21 protein-coding genes and 1 pseudogene are annotated in these 21,606 nt (G+C 44.1%); 15 read left to right on the top strand and 7 right to left on the bottom strand.

Annotated elements, in window-relative coordinates:
* The first annotated feature begins 125 nt into the window (after positions 1-125).
* The 6 genes from EYB58_RS10340 (at position 126) to EYB58_RS10315 (ending at position 6,886) form a co-directional block, all read left to right on the top strand.
* Positions 126-1,091: a thioredoxin family protein gene (locus EYB58_RS10340; RefSeq protein ID WP_242637614.1), complete on the top strand. Its 966-nt coding sequence runs from the start codon at positions 126-128 to the stop codon at positions 1,089-1,091.
* 23 nt (positions 1,092-1,114) lie between these two features.
* Entirely contained in the window at positions 1,115-1,894 is a 780-nt protein-coding gene (locus tag EYB58_RS10335) for a permease (RefSeq protein WP_111957994.1), read from the top strand.
* Positions 1,895-2,011: 117 nt separating this feature from the next.
* Positions 2,012-2,428 carry a hypothetical protein gene (locus EYB58_RS10330; RefSeq protein ID WP_111957996.1) on the top strand — a complete coding sequence of 139 codons (417 nt, stop codon included), beginning with the start codon at positions 2,012-2,014 and terminating at the stop codon, positions 2,426-2,428.
* Positions 2,429-2,586: 158 nt separating this feature from the next.
* Positions 2,587-3,036 (top strand): pyridoxamine 5'-phosphate oxidase family protein, encoded by a 450-nt coding sequence (locus EYB58_RS10325; protein ID WP_111957998.1) that lies wholly within the window; start codon positions 2,587-2,589, stop codon positions 3,034-3,036.
* Between the two features lie 611 nt (positions 3,037-3,647).
* Positions 3,648-4,928 carry an NAD(P)/FAD-dependent oxidoreductase gene (locus EYB58_RS10320; protein ID WP_111960757.1) on the top strand — a complete coding sequence of 427 codons (1,281 nt, stop codon included), beginning with the start codon at positions 3,648-3,650 and terminating at the stop codon, positions 4,926-4,928.
* Positions 4,925-6,886: a DUF1365 family protein gene (locus tag EYB58_RS10315; protein ID WP_111960755.1), complete on the top strand. Its 1,962-nt coding sequence runs from the start codon at positions 4,925-4,927 to the stop codon at positions 6,884-6,886. Before EYB58_RS10320 ends, EYB58_RS10315 begins: the two co-directional genes overlap by 4 nt.
* On the opposite strand, the gene EYB58_RS10310 is transcribed toward EYB58_RS10315, so the two are convergent.
* From EYB58_RS10310 to EYB58_RS10275, 7 genes and pseudogenes are all read right to left on the bottom strand, one after another.
* The gene (locus EYB58_RS10310) at positions 6,875-8,299 is read right to left on the bottom strand and encodes an SDR family NAD(P)-dependent oxidoreductase (RefSeq protein ID WP_111960753.1); all 1,425 of its coding nucleotides are present in this window, start codon (positions 8,297-8,299) and stop codon (positions 6,875-6,877) included. The genes EYB58_RS10315 and EYB58_RS10310 overlap by 12 nt on opposite strands.
* A gap of 82 nt (positions 8,300-8,381) precedes the next feature.
* A pseudogene (locus EYB58_RS24435) lies at positions 8,382-8,922 on the bottom strand (peroxiredoxin-like family protein).
* Between the two features lie 236 nt (positions 8,923-9,158).
* On the bottom strand, positions 9,159-9,461 hold the full coding sequence (locus EYB58_RS10300) for a sll1863 family stress response protein (RefSeq protein ID WP_131072045.1): 303 nt from the start codon (positions 9,459-9,461) through the stop codon (positions 9,159-9,161).
* Between the two features lie 268 nt (positions 9,462-9,729).
* Positions 9,730-10,032, bottom strand: coding sequence for a sll1863 family stress response protein (locus EYB58_RS10295; RefSeq protein WP_111960747.1), 303 nt, complete (start codon positions 10,030-10,032; stop codon positions 9,730-9,732).
* Positions 10,033-10,457: 425 nt separating this feature from the next.
* Positions 10,458-11,099, bottom strand: coding sequence for a transposase (locus EYB58_RS23905; protein ID WP_131072044.1), 642 nt, complete (start codon positions 11,097-11,099; stop codon positions 10,458-10,460).
* 178 nt (positions 11,100-11,277) lie between these two features.
* Positions 11,278-11,817 carry a hypothetical protein gene (locus EYB58_RS23895; RefSeq protein WP_131072042.1) on the bottom strand — a complete coding sequence of 180 codons (540 nt, stop codon included), beginning with the start codon at positions 11,815-11,817 and terminating at the stop codon, positions 11,278-11,280.
* A 148-nt stretch (positions 11,818-11,965) separates the two neighbouring features.
* A complete protein-coding gene (locus EYB58_RS10275; RefSeq protein WP_131072041.1) occupies positions 11,966-12,274 on the bottom strand; it encodes a sll1863 family stress response protein in 309 nt (102 codons plus the stop codon).
* Positions 12,275-12,682: 408 nt separating this feature from the next.
* Here EYB58_RS10275 and EYB58_RS10270 point away from each other — a divergent pair, with 408 nt between their 5' ends.
* From EYB58_RS10270 to EYB58_RS10240, 9 genes are all read left to right on the top strand, one after another.
* Positions 12,683-13,297 (top strand): hypothetical protein, encoded by a 615-nt coding sequence (locus EYB58_RS10270; protein WP_207309150.1) that lies wholly within the window; start codon positions 12,683-12,685, stop codon positions 13,295-13,297.
* Between the two features lie 136 nt (positions 13,298-13,433).
* A complete protein-coding gene (locus EYB58_RS23490) occupies positions 13,434-14,000 on the top strand; it encodes a hypothetical protein (protein ID WP_207309149.1) in 567 nt (188 codons plus the stop codon).
* Entirely contained in the window at positions 13,973-14,359 is a 387-nt protein-coding gene (locus EYB58_RS23485) for a hypothetical protein (RefSeq protein ID WP_207309148.1), read from the top strand. Before EYB58_RS23490 ends, EYB58_RS23485 begins: the two co-directional genes overlap by 28 nt.
* Positions 14,360-14,493: 134 nt before the next feature.
* On the top strand, positions 14,494-15,096 hold the full coding sequence (locus EYB58_RS23480) for a hypothetical protein (RefSeq protein WP_207309147.1): 603 nt from the start codon (positions 14,494-14,496) through the stop codon (positions 15,094-15,096).
* Between the two features lie 295 nt (positions 15,097-15,391).
* Positions 15,392-15,733 (top strand): 4a-hydroxytetrahydrobiopterin dehydratase, encoded by a 342-nt coding sequence (locus EYB58_RS10260; protein WP_111959748.1) that lies wholly within the window; start codon positions 15,392-15,394, stop codon positions 15,731-15,733.
* A 199-nt stretch (positions 15,734-15,932) separates the two neighbouring features.
* Positions 15,933-17,012, top strand: a complete 1,080-nt coding sequence (locus tag EYB58_RS10255) for a UDP-glucose--hexose-1-phosphate uridylyltransferase (RefSeq protein WP_111959746.1) — start codon at positions 15,933-15,935, stop codon at positions 17,010-17,012.
* A gap of 88 nt (positions 17,013-17,100) precedes the next feature.
* Positions 17,101-18,033 carry an AAA family ATPase gene (locus tag EYB58_RS10250; RefSeq protein WP_111959744.1) on the top strand — a complete coding sequence of 311 codons (933 nt, stop codon included), beginning with the start codon at positions 17,101-17,103 and terminating at the stop codon, positions 18,031-18,033.
* A 3-nt stretch (positions 18,034-18,036) separates the two neighbouring features.
* Complete coding sequence (locus EYB58_RS10245) at positions 18,037-19,383, top strand: DUF58 domain-containing protein (RefSeq protein WP_111959742.1); 1,347 nt, start codon at positions 18,037-18,039, stop codon at positions 19,381-19,383.
* Positions 19,380-21,419, top strand: a complete 2,040-nt coding sequence (locus EYB58_RS10240; RefSeq protein WP_111959741.1) for a transglutaminase TgpA family protein — start codon at positions 19,380-19,382, stop codon at positions 21,417-21,419. Before EYB58_RS10245 ends, EYB58_RS10240 begins: the two co-directional genes overlap by 4 nt.
* Positions 21,420-21,606 lie beyond the last annotated feature (187 nt).

The raw sequence follows: 21,606 nt of genomic DNA, 5'->3' as shown, positions 1-21,606 counted from the left end.
AACCTGTCCGTAGAAAATTAATTTAATGTCAGGCCATTATGTACATGATTTGCCCTTAATTTAAAACCTGAATTCTGATAAGTATCAGACGAGACAGGCAACCCACCCAAGCCAACTGGAGGCCAATGATGGACAACACCACAAAAGAACGAATCAAGGCCTGGACGCCTTTGGGACGCCCAACCTTACGCATTGCAGACACAGATCATCCCGAGCAAAAAACATTCGAAACCTTTGCCCGCCAATGGCAGGAGATATCGACATCCATATCCTGGATGGATAGCAGTCAACCTGCGGACCTGCCCGGTTTTTTCCTGACAAACAATATTCTATATTCCGCCCTGCCCCTGGAACGTGAACTGTCCCCTTTTTTAAAAGGCCTGAACGCCCTTGACCAACCGAATCCGGGCAATGGAATCCAAAAAACGTTGGACAATATCCAAGCGCCCTGCCGGCTGACCCTGTATATTGCCCTGCAATGCCCTCATTGCCCGGGGATGGTTGAACGACTCATCCCCCTTGCAGCGGCCTGTGAAAACATTCACCTTCACATCATTGACGGGTCCCTGTTCCCTGAAAAAGCCGAAAAAGACAAGGTGATGTCCGCCCCCTGCTTGATTCTGAATGATGATACCCGATGGACCGGGGCTGTGACAGAAGAAGAAATTTTGGACATGATCGTCAATAAAGAGAGCATGGATCTGGATACAAAGGCCCTGAAAACCATACTGGAGGATGGCCGGGCTGAGTGGATCACCGAGCGAATGCTCGCGTCCAAGCGCTTATTTAAAGGATTTTCCGGACTTCTTCTTCACGAAACCTGGTCTGTACGTTTAGGTGCCATGGTGGTGGTGGAAACCCTTGCCCAAGAGGCTCCAAACCTGTGCGCTGAGCTGGAAAAAATTTTAATGGATGCATTCACTACCAAAGATATCCCCGTTCAAGGAGACATTTTATACGCACTGGGAGAAATCGGCACCTCTGATACCCGGGACTGGATCACTGCCCATCAGGCCGTTCTGTCCCACGAAGATCTTAGGGATGCAGCAGATGATGCGATTCAATCTATTGAAGACAGATTTAGTCTCTAAAAAATAAAGCCAGAGAAACGCCCATGAAAATTGCCATCACCGCCCTTGGACAGAACCTTGATGCCCAGGTGAGCAACAAACCGGGAACGGCGTCACACCTGCTGGTGATGGACATGTTGTCTAAGGAACTGCAATGGTTTGAAGGGCCGATGAAATCCGGCCCGGGCACAGGTCTGCAGTTCATCACCATGGCCATTAACGAAAAATGCGATGCCTTTCTGACAGGCTGGTTAAATCCGGTGGGTCAGCGGCAGCTTGAGGCTCGGGGTATCACGGTGGTAACGGGCATGACCGGCAAGGCCGCGCAGGTCCTTGAACAATTTGAACGGGAGCATGTTGCAGATTCGGCGGCGCTCCCAAAGGAATCGTTGGGCACCTCCCTTTTGCCAAATGCCCGGGCGGTAACAAATGCCTGCCGCCAGGCCCTTACCCAGATCGGCAGCATGCTGCCGGTTATCGCAGGCGTCGTCTTTTTGACTGGCCTGCTGACCGCGTTTATTCCCCAGCGCATCCTGTCCGATTTTTTCTCAGGCAACACGCTTCAAGGTGTTTTCAAAGGTGCCTTGGTTGGAAGCTTGTTTACCGGGAATCCCGCCAACAGTTATGTCATTGGGAAAAGCCTGCTTGACCAGGGCATCGGCATCGGCGTGGTCATTGCCCTGATATGCGCCTGGGTAACGGTCGGGATTGTGCAACTGCCCGCAGAAAGTGCAGCCCTTGGCAAACGTTTTGCCGTGGCCCGAAATTTTCTGTGCTTCATTCTATCCATGGGGATCGCACTTGTTATGGTAGGGATTATGTAGTGATAATACATGTTACAATCAAACAGCCCAATAAAAAAACTTTCTAAATTTCTGTACTCTTTCAAGGTACTGTTTCTCCTTTTCGTGGTCGCCCTCTATCTTACGCTCTGGTGGATAATGCCTGAAAAAACAGCGGTGGCGTTTCAAATCAGCATTGATTTTTTCTACCGGCTGATCCTGCCGTTTTTCCTGGTGTTTTGTTTTATGGTCGCTTTAAATCTCTTCTTAACTCCGCCGCGGTTTGAAAAATTCACACAAAAGGGGACAGGGGTGAAGCAAACCCTTGTTGCCGCTATTGCCGGCATCTTGTCAACAGGTCCGATATTTGCCTGGTATCCGATTCTCAAGGAACTGCGGGAACGGGGCGCTGCGCCCTCGCTGATGGCCGTTTTTCTCGTCAACCGGGCAGTCAAACCCGCCCTTCTTCCGATGATGATCGCCCTGTTCGGCTGGCCCTTTGTTCTGCTTTTCACACTTTTGACCGTGGCAGCATCTTTCTGCGTCGGTTTCTGCATGAATCGCCTCTTCTCTTAAAAAATTATATTTACAAATAACGTTGCCATTCTTTATAACAGCCATGGGCTGACTTGGCCTATCAATACCGAGGCTCAACCCATAACGAAAGTTGAAAGAGCTTTTTAAGTTACAAATTTTTCATGTACAAACAAAGTTGAAACTTATAGGATTGATGTATGAGTGATGACAGACAACAGGTATTAAAAAATATTGCCGGGCTGTTTGAATCCCAGAATCTTGCGGTTCTCTCAACCCAGAAAGACAACCAGCCATATTCAAACCTTGTTGCATTTGCTTCAAGTTCTGATCTTAAATATTTTTATTTTTTAACCCCCAATACCACTCGAAAATACGAACATCTGACGGCAAATCCCAAAGTTTCTATTCTTGTCCATGACAGCCAAAATAAGGCCGATGATTTCTACAACGCCGTATCAGTTACGGGAACCGGTGTTTCAGAAGAGATTGATAAATCAATGGCACAAAAAGCACTTGATTTATACCTGAAAAAGCATCCGGACCTAAAAGACTTTTCCAGGGCACCGACCACTGCATTTATCCGCATCTCCATAAAACGGTATTTCATGGTCAACCGGTTTCAAAACGTCGTTGACGTCAAGCCATGAAAACAATTCTCACATTAGATGCGTTCTTAAATGAAATGGCGCTGATAGAAAACGAGGCGTCAGATAGCGGTTGACGGATACCTTGCCATCATCACCTGCCGGACTGAGGCTTTGTAGACAGCACTTCAACTAAAACTATCATTGTTTTTTTTGTATGAACGTTTGTGTAACCTACACGGATCTTTCAACTCTTGTTGTGGCGTAACCACGGCGGGAAATCAGGTCAGCCATGGCCGTTATTGAGTAAAACTCCAGGGAACGGATTCCGGCCAATTTTGAATTTGCAGTTTTTATTCTTATTGGGTATAGCCTGATAATATATCTCCCCATTCGCTTATTTTGAAATCAGAAAAGCCAATTTATAATCATGGGGAGTCATTATTTGCCTAAAAAAAGACAATCCTGAATAATTTTAGTTTTTAATTCTTATATGGTTTGTTTTTTGCATATAAAAATTATGATTTTGCATTCCAAATATGACATAATTTTTCTGAGCAAGAGTATTATAACACAATATATTGTGTGTAAAAATTAACAAAACACTAAAAAAAATAAGCGAATGGGGAGATATATATCTTTAAATCGACTTTGTATCTGCAAAGGTGGCTGCCATGGATTTAAAACAGCGAAACGACTTGAATATCGCCATTATTGGTTCCGGCATTTCCGGTATTTGTGCCGCATATATTCTCCAAAAACGGCACAAAGTGACTTTGTTTGAAAAAAATGATTATTTCGGAGGCCATACCCATACAGTTATCCTCCCCAACGGTCCTGATACAGGCACGCCTGTGGATACAGGTTTTATCGTACTCAATGAACGGACCTACCATAATTTTATAAAATTCTTGTCGCAGCTCGGCGTTAAAAAATGCAGGACCGATATGTCATTTTCCTACTTTTGTGAAAGCACAGGTCTGTGTTATGCCAGCCAAAATCTGAATTCGATATTTGCCCAGCGCGCCAACCTCCTTAAGCCTAAATTTTTCCGGTTTGTCTACGAAATGGTACACTTTCTTAAGATACTGAGAAAAGAATATCGTTCCAACGGCCTGCCGGACATCACATTATCTGAATATGCAAAACAAAAAGGCCTTCACCGTGAGGTCATTGACCAGTTCATCATCCCCATGGCAGCAGCCATATGGTCGGGCTCAGATTTTCAAATCAGCCGCTTTCCCATCCGAACCTTTGCCCAATTTTATGAAAACCACGGACTGTTAGACGTAAGCGGCCATCCGCCCTGGTATTTTGTCAAAGGCGGCAGCCATTCCTATGTCAATGCCTTCCTGAAATCATTCAAAGGCAGGGCTGTTAAAAACCGTGCCGTGGTTCGAATATCCCGTAAGCCAGACGGCATTACCTTGGATTTTAACGATGATACCCCCCAGGATTTTGATGCCGTTGTGGTCGCCACCCATGCCGATCAGGCCTTGAAGCTGCTTAAAACCCCAAGTGCCGGTGAAAAAAAAGTTTTAGGGGCCTGGTCTTATTCAAAAAATAAAACATTCCTGCATACGGATACAAGCGTCATGCCCCCCAGCAAAAGGGCCTGGGCCAGCTGGAACTATAGGCGTCATAAAAAAGCCAAGTCAGATGCCCCGGTGACGGTAAGCTATGACATGACCCACCTGCAGAGACTAAAAACACAGCAGCGATATTTTGTAACACTGAATCCACAAAACCCAATCCCCCCATCCCATGTAATCAAAGAACTTAATTATACCCATCCTCAATATTCTTTTGAAGCGTTTAGGTCTCAGGAAAAATTGCCAACCTTAAACGGGGAAAATAACACTTTTTTCTGCGGGGCATATTTCGGGTTTGGATTTCATGAAGATGGGGTTAAGTCCGCACTAAGTGTTGGAAAAAAATTCGGGGTGACCTTATGAAATCTCAAATTTTTACAGGAAAAATCAAACATCGTCGCTACTGGCCTGTAAACCATGATCTGTCCTATCCTGTGTACATGTATGCCTTTGATATTGATGAATTTTCACGTCTCAATCAACGATATCCCCTTTTTGGTTACAACAAATCCGCGGTCACATCCATTCATGACAGGGATTACCTTCAGCCCGGAAATCTTTCAATCAAGGAAAAACTATCTGAATTGCTCCGCCGCCATCAGATCAAACAGTCTGTTTCCAATATCACCATGATCACATCTGCCCGGTATTTTAATTATGTGTTTAACCCGGTCAGTTTTTATTACTGCTATACTAACGATCATGCACTTGCGGCAATCATTGCTGAAGTCAACAATACCTACGGGGAACGTCATCCCTATGTGCTCAAAGCCGCTACGCCGGGATCCGGCAAATGGATTGCAACATATCAAACCCCCAAAATATTCCACGTGTCCCCATTCAACAAAGTTGAAGGCATTTACCACTTTTATTTCTCAGATCCCAAAGACCAATTGGAAATTAAAATCGAGCTGTTCAATAATAACAAAAAAATATTGGCCGCAGAATTCAAGGGAACGGGTGTGCCTATGACCTCTGTCAATCATTTAAAAACAATATCGAAATACCCGTTTGCTCCCCACTTAAGTATTCCCAGAATATATGCCCATGCATTTAAGCTGTTTTTCAGGAAGAAACTAACCTTTAATGATAAACCGATTCCCCAAAGCCCCATGACAATGAAAAAACAAAAACCGGGGATTTTTGAAACCCTTTGTCAAAAACTTGTTTTCAAGGCACTGAAAAAAATCACCATCGGCGGCTTTAAGATTAAGATGCCGAATCAGGAGATTATCAATTTTGGCCATCCCGAAGATTCCCCGCCTGTGATCATGGAAATAAAGGACTTAAATTTCTTCCCAAGAATGATTTTGGACGGTGAGATCGGATTGGGTGAAGGATATATGCATTCTGAATGGGATACCCCGGACCTTTTGAAATTGTTAAAGATCTTAATTCAGAACCGGGATCATTTTTCAGACGGCAACCTGCTGCTTTCGTTTTTTACCCGGATAAAGGAAAAAACCGATCATGACAGTCGCATAAATTCAATAAAAAATACCCCGGAAAACATCCGGGCCCACTATGATTTGAGCAATGCCTTTTATGAACTTTTCCTGGATAATCAGATGATGTATTCATGCGGCATGTTCGAACAACCAGACGACTCCCTGGAAAAATCCCAGGAGCATAAAATGATGCGTATCCTGACCCAGGCAGATATCCGGGACACCCATCATATTCTTGAAATCGGATGCGGGTGGGGTGGTTTTGCGGTGTTTGCCGCCCAAAAAACCGGCTGTCATGTGACCGGCATTACAATCTCCAAAGCACAGTATGACAGGGCATGCCAACGCATAATTGATGAAGGGCTTGGAGACCGGATCACCATCAAGCTTCAGGACTACCGCCATATAACAGGCAAATTTGACCGGATTGTCTCCATAGAAATGGTCGAGGCTGTGGGGGCACAGTTTCTTTCCACATATTTCAAACGGGGGCAAGCTCTTCTAAAACCCGGCGGCAGGATGCTCTTTCAGTCCATCATAATCGAAGATAAACGATATAAGAACTATTGCAAAGAAAGGGACTGGATTCAAAAACATATTTTTCCGGGCGGTCATCTGCCATGCCTGAAAGTTCTTAAAGACACCATATCAGAACATACCGATTTTCATATATCCGATGTCCATCACATGGGCACCGACTATGCCACAACCCTGGCGCACTGGCGGGATCGCTTCCTGTCAAATAAGAATAATATCATCAGGTTGGGCTTTGACGAGACATTCTTCAGAAAATGGATGTATTATTTTTCCATATGTGAAGCGGGGTTTACCGTTGGTGGCATAGACGATATCCAAGTCAGCTTAACCCTTTGACAGAAAAGCGTTTAATTTTTCCCAGAGAATCTGCCTTTCCTGTGCTGATTCACAGGTCCCGGGAAAGATGACGGTTTCATGGGGACGCCTGTCTAACCAGAACAACCCTGTATATTGACCCGCCCGTTTTGAAGATGCCAGCCAAACAATGGTATCCGCACCTTGTTCCGGCGTTCTTAAAATCCTTTTCACCAGTTGATGGAATTCAGGCAGTGACCTTTCAATACCCGGGGTATCCACCCACCCGGGATGCATGGCATTTACCCGTATGCCATATTTTTTAAACTGCTCAGCCCAGATTTGGGTCAAAATGACCACACCCCTTTTCGCACGGGCATAGGCTTTGGCCCCGTTATACTGCCCCTGGCTGTTTTCAAGATCGTTTACCTCAATTTTCTGGGTATACATACCGCCGGATGATACATTGATAATTCTTGGAGATTTTGATGCGGCAAGGGCATCCTTTAAATACTGTGTCAACAAGAAGACGCCCAGAAGATCCGTCGCAAATGTCTGCTCCAATCCTTCTGGGGTGTTTTTGCGCTCATTAAACAATGCACCGGCATTGTTAATGAGAACATCAATGTTCTTTTTAGAAGCCTTAAGCGTTTCTGAGACCTCCCTTATGTCCTGCATCAGGCTTAAGTCTGCAATCAGAAAATCAATATGCGGGTTACCGGTCTTTTTAACAATTTCCTGCTGAACCTGTTCTGCCTTTATACGGTTCCGGGCGATAATGGTTAAAAAGGCTTTTTTTTCTGCAAGTTTAAATGCGGCCGCTTTCCCAATCCCGGAGGTGCCGCCTGTCAATACGATCTTTTTTCCGTATAGCACACCTTTTGGTTCTGACCAGAATCTTCTGCCCAACGCATACCCGAATCGGCTGAACAGGATCATTCCGGGGACAATTAAATGATCTGCAAGATAATCAGGCAGGCCAGCCCCTGATTTAAACCACATCGTTTTATTGGGCAGATCTTGGGTTCGGGAAAGTTTATGTTTTAGGCCTGCCATGGCGTTCTCACCTGTTTTTTTCATTATGGGAGACAAAATTTTCTCAATAACGTTACCAAACCGATGAAAGCGGATATCTGCCTGGTAGTCGATTTGTGTTCCAGTGACTGTTTTTGTAAAAACAATGGTATCCATTGCCGTGAAGGACTCGCCCACCCCGTTCAATACAACCCTGGAAAGGGGTGCATACTCAACAATCTCATATCTCATTTTCGGACGGAAAGGGCCAAACTTCAAAACAAGATCATATCGTGAACCAACGCCAATTTTTTTCTGATCTACCCTGAACGAAGAAATCACCCCTGGGTCCCAATCCTGAATATGACTGAAATCACTGGTATATCTATAGACATAACCCAAGGATCGTTCAACGAGAATGGACTCTTTTAATCTTATCATCAGGCCTCCTTTTGTTAATATTTATCCTATGAAATCAAATCTATTTTAAATAATCCACTTATCGTGGGACACTTAAAAACGATTATTCCTCAAGTGCCATTAACAAATCATCAACCTTTGGGTGGTCACCGGCTTTTTCCGATGAAAAAAAGTAGCGTACAGTACCTGAAGTATCTACGACAATCACGCCACCAAGCTGAAGTGTACTTCCCTGAATCGAACCCTGCCGATGGCCTTGTTTCAATGCAAACGCAGCCTTAAATACAGATCCGATACTCACAAATCCCTTCAGGCCGTTTGAAAACCCTAACGCTGAAAAAGCTTTTAGTGACGGATCAGAAAAGAGTAACCCGCGATATCCTGTTTTCTCCCGGAATTCCGTGAAGTGAACAGGATCACCCGACCCGATGACGACAAGATCTACCTTGTGTTTACTGAATCGCTCTGCGTTACAGGCAAGATCAGCAACCTGCTGACGGCAGAAGACTCATCCAAAATGTCTGACAAATACCAAAACCGCTGTTTTTTTTACGCCACAGTGTTGATATTTTAACCTGTTCTCTCTGCTCACTTAGAACAGTCAGTTCCCCAAGATTTTCAGTTGAAACATTTTCATATGCCATTTTTTAACCCCTTTCAGGAAATATTGAATTAACTCTTTGCACATAGCCTGAATTCAAAAAATATTTGGAACAGGTCAAGCCATGAATACCGGCTAATTATTACATCAATATAAGCTTTTTTTATCGATCGTTTCCAGATCGCAACATATGAAAGTGTAAAACAACAAAAGGCCCCAATTTTTTTTTAAAACTGAGGCCTTTCAAGTGTATTTGAGACTAAAAATTATGATTTTTTTTTAACCGCCGACGTTACCACCTTCAAGATCTCTCCAGGCCCTGTCAACACTGCTGCCGACTGTTCCGAATAAATCATCCAGTTCATTTTTCATCGGAGACCAGTCTGACGGGCATTCATTTTCCAGTTGATCAACGCGAGCCTGAGCAGTCGTTACCTCTTGTTCAAGCTGTCCTATGAGGGGTAAAACTTTTTCTTTTTCTGCAGAACCATAACTATCCGCAACCTTTTTCATCGCGTCTAATTTTTTTTTCCAAGCAGTAACTTCAGCCAGCATTGCTTTACAATAGTCTTTAACTTCCATCGGTTTCTCCTTTATAATTAAATTAATGAAATGATGAATTTAGACATGTAACCTTTTACAAAGACTAAATATATCATCATACAGGAACAAATCCGAACAGTCTTTGAATATCTGGACAGCAACTGACGAACATTTCATTTACTATCAACGCTTAATTAAGCATTTTAAAATGTATTTGAAAGTAAAGAATCCTGACCCAGAGGGCCAGGCTTTGGGTTAAGCCCTGAGGGCCAGGGTTTATATACCGGACTAAAAATGATGATTTTTTTTAACCGCCGACGTTACCACCTTCAAGATCTTTCCAGGCCCTGTCAACGCTACTGCCAATTGTTCCGAATAAATCATCCAGTTCATTTTTCATCGGAGACCAGTCTGACGGGCATTCGTTTTCCAGTTGATCAACGCGAGCCTGAGCAGTCGTTACCTCTTGTTCAAGCTGCCCTATAAGGGGTAAAACTTTTTCTTTTTCTGCAGAACCAAAACTATCTGCGAGCTTTTTCATCGCGTCTAATTTTTCTTTCCAAACAGTAACTTCAGCCAGCATTGCTTTACAATAGTCTTTAACTTCCATGATTTCTCCTTTAAAATTAAAGTAATAAAATGATAAGTTTAGACATGTAACCTTTTACAAAGACTAAATATATCATCATATAGGAACAAATCCGAACAGTCTTTGAATCTCTGGCAGCAACTGACAAAAAATTCATTTGCTATCAACGCTTAATTAAGCATTTTAAAATGTATCCTGAATTCCCGGCATAAAATTTGCCTAATCAGCCTTTGCCCTCTGATACATAAAAATCTGCTGAGGTTTGGCCTCTGCAAACCCTGACCTAAGATCATATTTGATGGTTTATTGGCTGGCAATCCTAGCTAATCCGTTTTTTTACTGAACTATACTCAATTCCCATGCTCAAATCACGCCAGATAGGAATAGTTCACCATTAGCGCTCTGCGCATAACTTTTCCAGCCCAAGTTTTCACCCAATAATGCGCTTATCCGGGAGAACAACGTAATCGGTGCAATACGTTCTCAGCCAATTGGGCGAATGGGTTAATCTTACCAAATGAAATGCTCCACCGCCTGCCACTATAAATTAAACGGCCGGCCATATACATTAAGTCCTGCATGACTGTTCTTAACCTCCTTCGTGAGACTGTTTTTCTACGGTTGACCGGAAGATTGTTCTCATCCTGTTCCTCAAGACTAATTTGGCCTATGATTCTAAGGGTGTTGTACGCCAAAAGAGCGAGATGGAGAATCAGGCTGTTGCTGCTAAAATGGCAGCTGGGGAACCGTTCTAACCCAATATCACTTTTAATTTCTGAGTGAAATTGTTCACTGGTTCCATGATCATGGTATAAATTAATGACCTCTTGGGGGCTCAGCCCGGTTATGGTAATCCAATAGGTCTCTACTTCGATTTTGGGAAAAAGCAGGGGTTCTCCTTTTTCTTCATATCGTTCAGTCACTTTGAAGACAATCGGACGTGGCAATGCATGCCCTTTGGGGTCAACAGTTGTTTGCCCGACCCACACACTTTTGTGTTTACAGCGAATCAATTTAACGTTTTCAGTATTCTGAGCCAGGATAAACCAGCCATCCAAAGATTCTTTACGTAAATTGCGCTTAACCAAGACATCAACACCTTCGTATTTTTTATTATTTCAAAATTATCCTGACTGTCATTTCCTGAATCAAGACGCATAAGAAGAGGTTCTTGGGTGATCTGCCTGGTTAATTTCAATATTTCTTGAATGAATGCCGGGGTGTTTTTTTGACAATGCTGACTGCCTTTTCTAAGCTCCACATTGATTAAATATCCTTCAGTTCCCAGATATCCGAACATCGGTGCATATCCATCACAACCTTTGTATGTCCTGAAACCCCCTCTTTTTTCGTTTTTGAATTGTCAAAGGGGCTGACATCCAGGTCTAAGGGAATATAATTGCCGACACTCGTCTGAACTGGTGAAATGGCGGGTGCTTTGCCTCGAATCATTTCAACTGAAGCTTCCTTGATAAGTTCATTGGCAGATTCCCCGATCAGGTCAATACGTTCACGCAAGGTTGATTGGGAAGGACAATTGCTGATTCCCATAGCTTGGGTAAAAAAAAATGGATCCTGCCTGAAAATTTCAATAGCGATGTAGTCTGGCTTACCAACACAAATAAGTCCTAACATGGACGAAAGGATCTCTCCATGAGAAATATTAGGATCAACACAATGTACATCCGGTAAATTTTTGAAGCGCTCAGCAAAATTAATGGACTTAAGCAATGCACCTACAGGGAGCAATCCGCTTTGACTGACAAGGTTTTCATTTCCATGTTTTACATTGATAGTGGTCGGCATCGGTCTTCACCTCCGAAGTGAATGTTTTTTAATGCCATTATATTAATTTTATATTAAAATTTCAATGTGTTATATTCAAAAAAGCAATCTTTATGCCGCTAACTCAGGTGTATTTGAAACTAAAAATTATATTTTTTAACCATCGATGTTACGATTCAAAATCTCCCCAGGCCTTATCAAAATCTCTCCAGGCCCTGTCAAGGTTAGTGCCGACGGTTCCGAATAAGTCATCCAGTTCTTTTTTCATCGGAGACCAGTCTGACGGGCATTCATTTTCCAGTTGATCAACACGAGCCTGAGCAGCCGCGACCTCTTGTTCAAGCTGGTCTATGAGTGGTAAAATTTTTTCTTTTTCTGCAGAAGCATATCTATCTGCAACCTTTTTCATCGCTTCTAATTTTTCTTTCCAAGCAGTAACTTCAGCCAACATCGCTTTACAATAGTCTTTGACTTCCATAATGTCTCCTCTACAATGTAAATTAATGAAATGATGAATTAGTCATATAACTTTTTACAAAAATAAATGGGGCATACTTCAATTCTAACTCAGTAGGTCTTGGAATCACTGGGCAGCAAAGGATCTGGATTCCATAAATTATATGATTATTTACTATACAATAGTATCAGAAAATTGCTATGGCAGCAAATGACGGTTGGAATCTTGAAAAGCCCCATCAATAATGACGTCCTACCTCGAACTTGAAACTGATAAAGTATGTGTTTTCCTTAAAGTTCACTCCAATATGTTCATTTTTAGCCTATCGACCTAAAATTTCAGGGAAAAATAGTTTGAAACCCCTTCCATATCCATGATAAAGTATGCGTAATTCGTTCACAATTACACATACTTTATCACGGAGGGGGAATGGATGAATATGACGTTCGGAAAAAGTTTAGGCAAGACAAAATTATGGCAATTGAAAAGCTGGCGCAATTACTCCAATGCTCTGCGATAACAGTGAGAAGAAGATTAAAAAAGTGGAAAACATTCACAAGCATAAATCAAAACGGTCGCTACTACACATTGCCCGAAATTCCTGAATTTGACGATAATGGATTATGGAAATATCAATTTGCTCTATTTTCCAAGCACGGCAATTTAAAACAAACAATTATTGAATTGGTAAAAGATCTGAAGCTGGGCTCAGTGCCGCTGATATTTCGAGCATTATTGAGATCCCTTCAAGTAGTTCCTATTTTTCACAAATCAAGCAATCCGACGAAATCAAACGAGAAAAACATCAGGGCCGGTTTGTTTATTTTTCAGCGGCACCCAACAAATATCAACTACAAAAAAAGGGGTGCAGAACGACACAAGACCGATGGTTGGCCCACTGATACCCAGGCAGTTAAAATTTTAGTACACATAATAAAAACCCAGGTATTGAAGTTGACCGGCTTGCCATTGAATCTGCTCTTCCGGGTGAGCGCTTTGACCCAGTTGTTGTTAAACAATTTTTGCAATTCCATGACCTTTTAAAAAAAACTTCGGATACAGAGCCATAAAATGTCTCACAGGGTATATCGACAAAATCACTGAAGGGATTTGTCCGCAGAATCTATTTCCGGAGGAGCCAACTATTTCCTTTTATCCGCAGGAGGTAGGCCAACGGGATTTGAAAGTGCTCAAAACCAGGAAGAAAAACGTTGTGACTTTGGATATCGGGGCATTTTGTGCAAAGGAAACAGTTTTGGTCAATCCAATTGATAACACGGTCCATCAAAGTCAACAGCTTCGTTCTTTGACCCCATATCGGTGCACGTATGGGTATGATGTGTTGGTTTTTGTCGGATATGGACTTTTTGTTCACTGTCTATCAGAACAGCAAATCATTGCACTGCTGTCAGATAGAAATATAACCATTTCTCAACGAGAGATTGGTTTCCTTGGTAAGAAATTTATTGCTTATCTGGCCATAGCCCATCAGCAGGCACAGCAACGATTAAATCAACTGATGTCACACAAAGGCGGCTATATTCTGCATATAGATGGCACTTGCGAAGGCGGCAGTCCTCATCTTTTTACCGGTATGGACGGCATTGCTCAAATAGTATTGGATAATATCAAATTGCCCTCGGAAAAAGCAGAATCCATCATCCCCTTTTTAGAAAGAATAAAAAGCAATACGGCAACCCGGTTGCTCTGGTCCATGATATGGGTAAAGGCATTTTATCGGCAGTAGAGGTTGTGTTCAAAGGTATTCCGGATTTCATCTGCCATTTCCATTTTTTAAGAGATATTGGAAAAGATTTATATGAAGCAGAATACGCTAAGATTAGAATCCGTTTAACAAAGCATAAAATCAGAACAGTGCTTCGGGCAAAAGCAAAGGCGCTGGACTCTCTCATGGGAAACGATACTCAACTTGGGACAGGGCTATTAGAGTGTATTGCTGAAAATCAGCCGAACACAATACCCGCAGAAAAACTGGCGATTGTGTCGTCATATGTCATGATCCATTGGGCTCTTGACACAACTGGCCAACTTGAGGGTTATGGTTTCCCATTTGATTGCCCGCACTTTATTTTTACCAGCGGCTAAAAGTCCTGTATAAAATGGTGGACACCTCTGGCTACAATCAATTCGATAAACATTTCTTCAATCTTTGGAAGCCTCTCAATAAAATCATCAATGACCAACAGTTGAGAAGCGCCGCTAAGCAAATTGAAAAAAAGATGGAAACCTTCAAACAACTCCGAACCGCCTTATCCATAACCGTTTCTGAAAATAAGAAAGGACTTAATGATGACGGCGATAATAATACCAATATAAAACGTATTGCTCAGAAAGTGAAAAGATTCAGGGCGCAAATAATGGCAGACCCGAAATTATCTCAAACAGACTCATATAAAAAAATGATCAAACAGATCGACACTTACTGGGAGAAACTTTTTGCCGATCCAATTACAATCGAAACATCCAATGGTCAGCAGGTTCACATCCAACCTCAACGCACAAACAATATTTTGGAACGATTTTTCCGGGAACTTAAACGTAGAAACCGGAAAAGAAGTGGAACAATATCATTAAATAAAAGGCTCAAAACCATGCTCACAGACACGCCGTTAATCAAGAATCTTGATAAAGCAGAATATATGGAAGCCATCCTTGATGGGAATGCTACTTTGGAGGAACGATTCGAAAAAATTGACTACAACATGGTTCTTGAAAAATTAAACGACGAACAAAAAACGTATGGAAAAATTAGCCCTGAAATGAAAAAAATAATTCAGCGGCCTGATTTGCCGAAAAAATTGGCATCCTTATTCGCTACTTAAGAGCAAGATCAATACCAACCGTCATTTGCTATCATAGGAAAATTGTAACCCTATTTTTAAAATTTCCGATTATCACAGACTTTAAATAGGTCAGGTTTATATGATCGTTCTACAAAGCAACTCAAAGCAATAAAAGTATAACTCCAGTATATAGCGCAGTAATTATCAATGTTTCAGGATTGCTTTCAGCAGGGCCGAGACTTGCCAGGCATTTAGAAATACATTACATTTATCTTGCTTCCAAGCACACGGGCCATGCCCGGCATACACAACACTCAACCCAACGGAGATTCTTATGAAATACTTAACTGAGCACAAATGTGTTCCCTGTGAAAAAGGTGGTCCTGTTGCGACAATAGATGAAATAAATGCCTACAAACCTCAAATTCCTGAATGGGATATCGTTGATAACAAAGGAATCCAGTCCCTAATGCGTGTGTTTCATTTTAAAAATTTCAAACAGGCTTTGGCCTTTGTCAACCAGGTGGGTGAATTGGCCGAAACCGAGTATCATCATCCCACCCTGATTCTGGACTGGGGACGAGTGGAAGTTTTATGGACAACCCATAAAATAAAAGGTCTACATAAAAATGATTTTTCCATGGCGGCCAAAACGGATACTCTATTCGAATCTTGATTCATCTGCAGATAAACACGATATCCATTCCATCAAATATCTCAAAAGCCGGGTGTGGGGAAGGGAAATGCCATGATCTGTCGCGTGATCGTGTAAGACAAAAAAAATTGAAAAGCGGATGGTTATTTTATATGCTGCCTTAAACAGACAAGCGATGTAACGGATCTTATGGTTTTCTAAAAATTGGTAAGGACATGCCATGCCCGAACACGAATTATTCGAACCAAACCCGAAGGACCAGTCCCACAGGCGGTTCAACCTTCTGACCGGGGAATGGGTCCTGGTCTCTCCTCACCGAACAGACCGACCCTGGACCGGACAGCAGGAAGAACCGAACAAAGGACAAGCCGTCCAGTATGATCCTGGATGTTATCTGTGCCCGGGCAACCAGCGGGCTTCGGGAAAAAGCAACCCAATGTACACCCAAACCTTTGTTTTCACCGATGACTTTCCTGCCCTGGGACCTGACACCGGTCTGGGAAAATACCCTTTGGACCCCCTGCTTCAGATAGCACCGGAATCAGGTCTGTGCCGGGTCATCTGTTATCATCCCCGGCATGACCTGACCATGGCACGCATGACCGAAGATCAGATCCGTACCGTAATTAATGTCTGGATTAATGAATTCAATACCCTGGGGCAGAAAAAGGATATCGCCTATATCCAGATTTTTGAAAACAAAGGGGACATAATGGGCTGTACCAACCCCCACCCCCACGGTCAAATCTGGGCCAACAGCGCCATTCCCAACAGACCGTTGAAGGAAGACTTTCGGCAGCAGTGCTACATGCAGGACCATGACCGTTGCCTGCTATGCGACTACCTTGAACGGGAACTCAAGGAAAGAAACCGCATTGTTTTTTCCAATGATTCCTTTGTATGCCTGGTGCCTTTCTGGGCGGCCTGGCCCTTTGAAACCATGATTCTTCCCCGGCGCCACATGGGGGCCATTAATTTTATGGATGAAAAAGAGAAAACGGATCTTTCCATCATTATCCGGCAGCTGGGTATCTGTTATGACAATTTGTTTGAAACCTCATTCCCCTATTCCATGGGGATTCACCAGCAACCCCTCATAAAAGGATCGGTCGGGACAAGTGCCATCTGGCATTTCCATTTTCACTATTATCCACCGCTTCTACACGCCAAAGGGAGAAAAAAACACATAGCGGGCTATGAGATGCTGGCCATGCCCCAGCGGGACATCACCCCTGAGAAAGCCGCCGACATGCTCAGATCACAACGCCGTATCCATTATCTTGAAACGCCGTTATCGTAACCCCATTAATTTTTTCTTGTTGATCTCCAAATTTGTGGTAACATCTTTTTAGGAGTTCACCCGAATCAGTCAAGGAATAAAGAGAGACATGACGGGATTTAACACCTATACAAAACTTTTTCAAAGCATTACCAACATTATAAAAGGCCAGGATCACACGATCACGCTGCTGCTTTCAGGCGTCGCTGCAGGCGGGCATATCCTGCTTGAAGATGCACCCGGTAACGGCAAAACCACCCTGGCCAAGGCTCTGGCGTTTTCCGCAGATGCAGATTTTAAAAGGATCCAGTTTACACCAGATCTTTTGCCGTCGGATATCTGCGGCGTCTCCATTTTTGATCCGTCAACACAGCAGTTCAGGCTTCATAAAGGCCCGGTCTTTACAAATATCCTTTTAGCCGATGAAATCAACCGGGCATCACCGAGAACCCAGTCTGCCCTGCTCGAAGCCATGGCAGAATCCCAGGTCAGCATTGACGGGGAAATTTTGAAACTGGACGATTTCTTTTTTGTCATCGCCACCCAGAACCCTGTGGAATCCAGGGGCACCTATCCATTGCCCGAGGCCCAGATGGACCGTTTTGCCCTGAAACTGTCCATGGGTTATGTGAGGCCCGACGACGAAGTGGCCATCCTGACAAACCAGGAGACAAAAGAGCCGGTGAATGCAGTTACCCCCTGTGTAACGACATCGGAAATCCTGGGCATGAAACAGGCAGTTGAGCATGTATTTATCAGCCAAGAGCTTAAATATTACATCGTCAGCCTTGTGGGGCAGACCCGGACCCATAAAGGCATCACCCTGGGCGCCGGGCACAGGGCCTCCATCACCCTGATGAAGACGGCCAAGGCTTATGCCCTTTTTTCAGGCAGTGATTTTGTCACTCCCGAACATATCCAGGAGCTGGCCATACCGGTGATGGCTCACCGCCTTGTTCTGGACCCGGAGTTTAGTTTCTCCGGGAACTCAAGCGCTGGCACCATTCACGATATTGTCAGATCCACCAAAGCGCCGGGGTAGCGGGTGAGAAAAACGTCAACAAAATGTCTTTACCACGCGTATGCCCGTTTTGCCAAATATGGTTTCTGGAAAAAAAATAAATTTTCCATGTCCGGCAGTTTTTTGATCTATGCCTTGATCCTGACCGCCTGTCTGGGTCTGGATACCTTTAGAAGCATGGTTTATCAGCTGTTTTCGCTGCTATTCTCGTTGTTTGCCGTTTCCGCCATCCTATCCTTTAAATCCCCAAAAGGACTCTTTGCGGAACGGATTTTGCCGGAATACGGCACCGCAGGCACCCCCGTCAGCTACACCATCTTTGTTGAAAACAGGACAAACCGTCCTAAAAAAGGATTTGAAATCCGGGAGCGATTCAGTAACACGACTCCCTCCCTGCAGGCCTTTGCCAATGCCAGGGAACCCCATGAGCATTTACGAAATCCCTGGGACAGAAAGCTTAAAATCCAGCGCTGGCAGTGGCTGACCCGCCAAAAACAAAACGCGGTGGTAACACGTCAACCGGTGCCGGCCGTTCCCCCGGAAAGCCGGGTTGCCGTCCGGGCGGAACTGACGCCTTTAAACCGGGGGTATATTTATTTAAACGGATTCACCTTCCTTAAAAAAGAACCATTAGGGTTCATGCGTGCCTTTTATCATACAACCAGTGAAGCCAGGCTCCTTGTTCTACCCAGACGCTATAATGTCCCGGCGCTAAACCTGCCCGGGTCCAGAAAACACCATACAGGCGGCATTGCCCTGACATCAAAGGTGGGCAACTCCGATGAATTCATCTCGTTAAGGGAGTACAGGCCAGGGGATCCCATGCGCCTGATCCATTGGAAAAGCCTTGCCAAAACAGGGAAATTGATTATCCGGGAAAACCGAGACGAACATTTTGTCAGACATGCCCTGATCCTGGACGCCCATGCACCGGAAGGCGCAACCCAGGCGTTTGAGGCGGCTGTAAGTATCGCCGCCTCCTATGTGGCAAACCTGGCCACGGGCGAGTCTTTGCTGGATCTTTTCTTTGCAGGCAACCGGGTCTATCATTACGCTTCGGGCAGGGGGCTTTCGGGCAACACAAAATTTTTAGAAATCCTTGCATTGATCCAACCCACAAAAACCAGCGCATTTGCACCGGTATCCCGATCCGTTCTCAAGTACAAACAGCGTTTAAGCGGCTGTATTTTAATACTCACCTGCCTGGACAATGAACGCTTGGACTTTCTCAACAGTTTGAAGACAAACGGCATCACCACAACCGTCTTTCTTGTGGCAGACGCAAATGCAGTCCCCCCCAGTGGTCCTGTTCACCTGGTTAATCCCAATAATATTGAGGCAAGTCTGAACAAGGCAGGCCAAATCCCATGAAAACCATCCCCCTGACCATGGCTGCGGCCCTTATTTTCTGGGGGCACCAGGCCGGATACCTGATCCCGGCCTGTTTCATGGGCGTTGTTATCGAGCTTGCCCGGGTCATAAAGGTACGATGGGAGCCCTCTTTAGACCAGGTGAATAAAATCAGCGACACCTGTACGGTGTGCCTTGCCGGTACCATTATCTATTTTGTTTCACTTGAAATCCAAACGGCTTTAGTGAACATATTGCGTTACCTGCCTGTTTTCGCCTTTCCTTTGATTGTTGTCCAGGAATACAGTACAATCGGGGACATTGATGTTCGTTCCCTCTATCTGTTCAAAAAAAAGATCATGGGGGAGACCAAAGCAGTCAGAATAAATCTAAGCCTTGCATTTATCATCATCTGCCTGATCTCTGTGGCGGCAGTAAATAACCGCTTGTTCCCATATTACCCCGTTGCTTTTGGCATCCTTGCGATTATATTTTTTTTCCAGCGAACCAGGGAGGCCGATATCCGGATATGGGTTGCAGCTGTCATTATTGCCGCAATCATGGGGTTTTTCCTGCAGACGGGCTTTCATCATGCCCAGAGGATCATGACCCGGCGGGCCTGGCACAGGATGCTGAACGACAGTGCCGATCCGCTCAGGGGAACAACGGCCCTGGGACGGGTTGGGCGGCTTAAGGTGTCCAACAGAATTATTTTCAGAGTCATCCCCCCTGAAACTGATGATGGGGGAGCCTATCTTCTAAAAGAAGCCGCGTATACGTTTCTATCTGGCAACATGTGGACCGCTGCGCAAAACAAATTTAAACCGGTAACACAATCAGAGAACAGCAATTTTATTACCGGCCTGCAACCCTTTTCAGACCATCGGGGACCTGGGAGACAACAGGCAGATCGCCCCGTGTCGTCGAAACCAACGCTAACCATCCTGACCCGGATGAAAAAGGCCAAAGGGGTTTTAAGATCTCCTGAAAAGATCCTTGAGATTGACTGCAGCGCTATTTCCGATGTCAAAACAAACGGACTGGGAACATTTGTGGTTGGTGACGCCCCGGGCTTTATAATCTATGATGTCCGGTATGGTGACCCCGGCACCCAAATCCGGCCACCGGGCAAACTGGACCTTCTCATCCCGGATCAGGAAAAGGCATTGTTCCAAAACCTGGCTGTTGAGCTCGGGCTTGGACCAAACAAACCGGTTCAAAAAATATTGCCCAAAATAAAAAAATATTTTTTTACAAATTTCAGCTACACCCTTGATCTTAAAGCCGGGAAGAAAACATCTCCCATCACGGAATTTATGACCAAAACCAAAACAGGGCACTGCGAATATTTTGCAACGGCTACGGTATTGCTTCTTCGCGCCGCCGGCATTCCCGCCAGATATGTATCCGGGTATATGGCCTTTGAGAAAAGCGTTTGGGGAGATAAAATCGTTGTGCGTAGAAAACATGCCCACGCCTGGACCGAAGTGTTTGTCAACGGCCGATGGACTTTTTTTGATACAACCCCGCCTTCTTGGACAGCTGAAGAAAAGAGCCATTTCATAAAAACCGCGATTCCCGATCTGTTTTCCCTGATGGGATACGGATTCGCCTTGCTTCGCTGGGGCAATCCGGAAACCAAAAAGAAACTGCTGTGGCTCCTGGTGCCCCTTGGAATACTGATCATCAGACGGTTACTCAGGAAAGATAAAAAAAGGAAGGAAAAAAGCCTCCGACACACACAGAACCATGATCCGTCTGGCTCCATGGCGGATACCCCTGACTTTTATATCCGAAAACTTGAAGAAAAACTTATCCGCTCGGGGTTTTCCAGAAAGCCCCCTGAAACCTATGAACAATTTTTCATTCGAATCAGAGAAAAGGCGTTTTCCCGGCAGGACATCCCATCCCTTGTAACCGTTATCAGCATTCACAAACAGCTTCGTTTTGGACCCGGTCCCATTTCCAGTCAGAAACAGAGACTGTTGAAGACTAAAATAAACCGGTTGGTCCAAAAATGCACCATTATCAACACAAAATCTGACCAAATAGAATAGACCGCATTGAGCCGCATGTAAAAACAAATTCACTATTGATGAAAAATCGACGATTAACACCAAATCATCCTTTACATTACATAACGGGTATTGAAATACGATAAAAATATTGAAATATCGCGATTAAAATATCACGGCAACAGACACATCCTCTCATAACAATCTGTAATTATGATAGATAAAACAA

The sequence above is a fragment of the Desulfobacter hydrogenophilus genome (assembly GCF_004319545.1).
Taxonomy (GTDB): Bacteria; Desulfobacterota; Desulfobacteria; order Desulfobacterales; family Desulfobacteraceae; genus Desulfobacter; species Desulfobacter hydrogenophilus.
The sequence above is the reverse complement of the archived record's forward strand: the minus strand, read 5'-3'. Positions and strand labels throughout refer to the sequence as shown.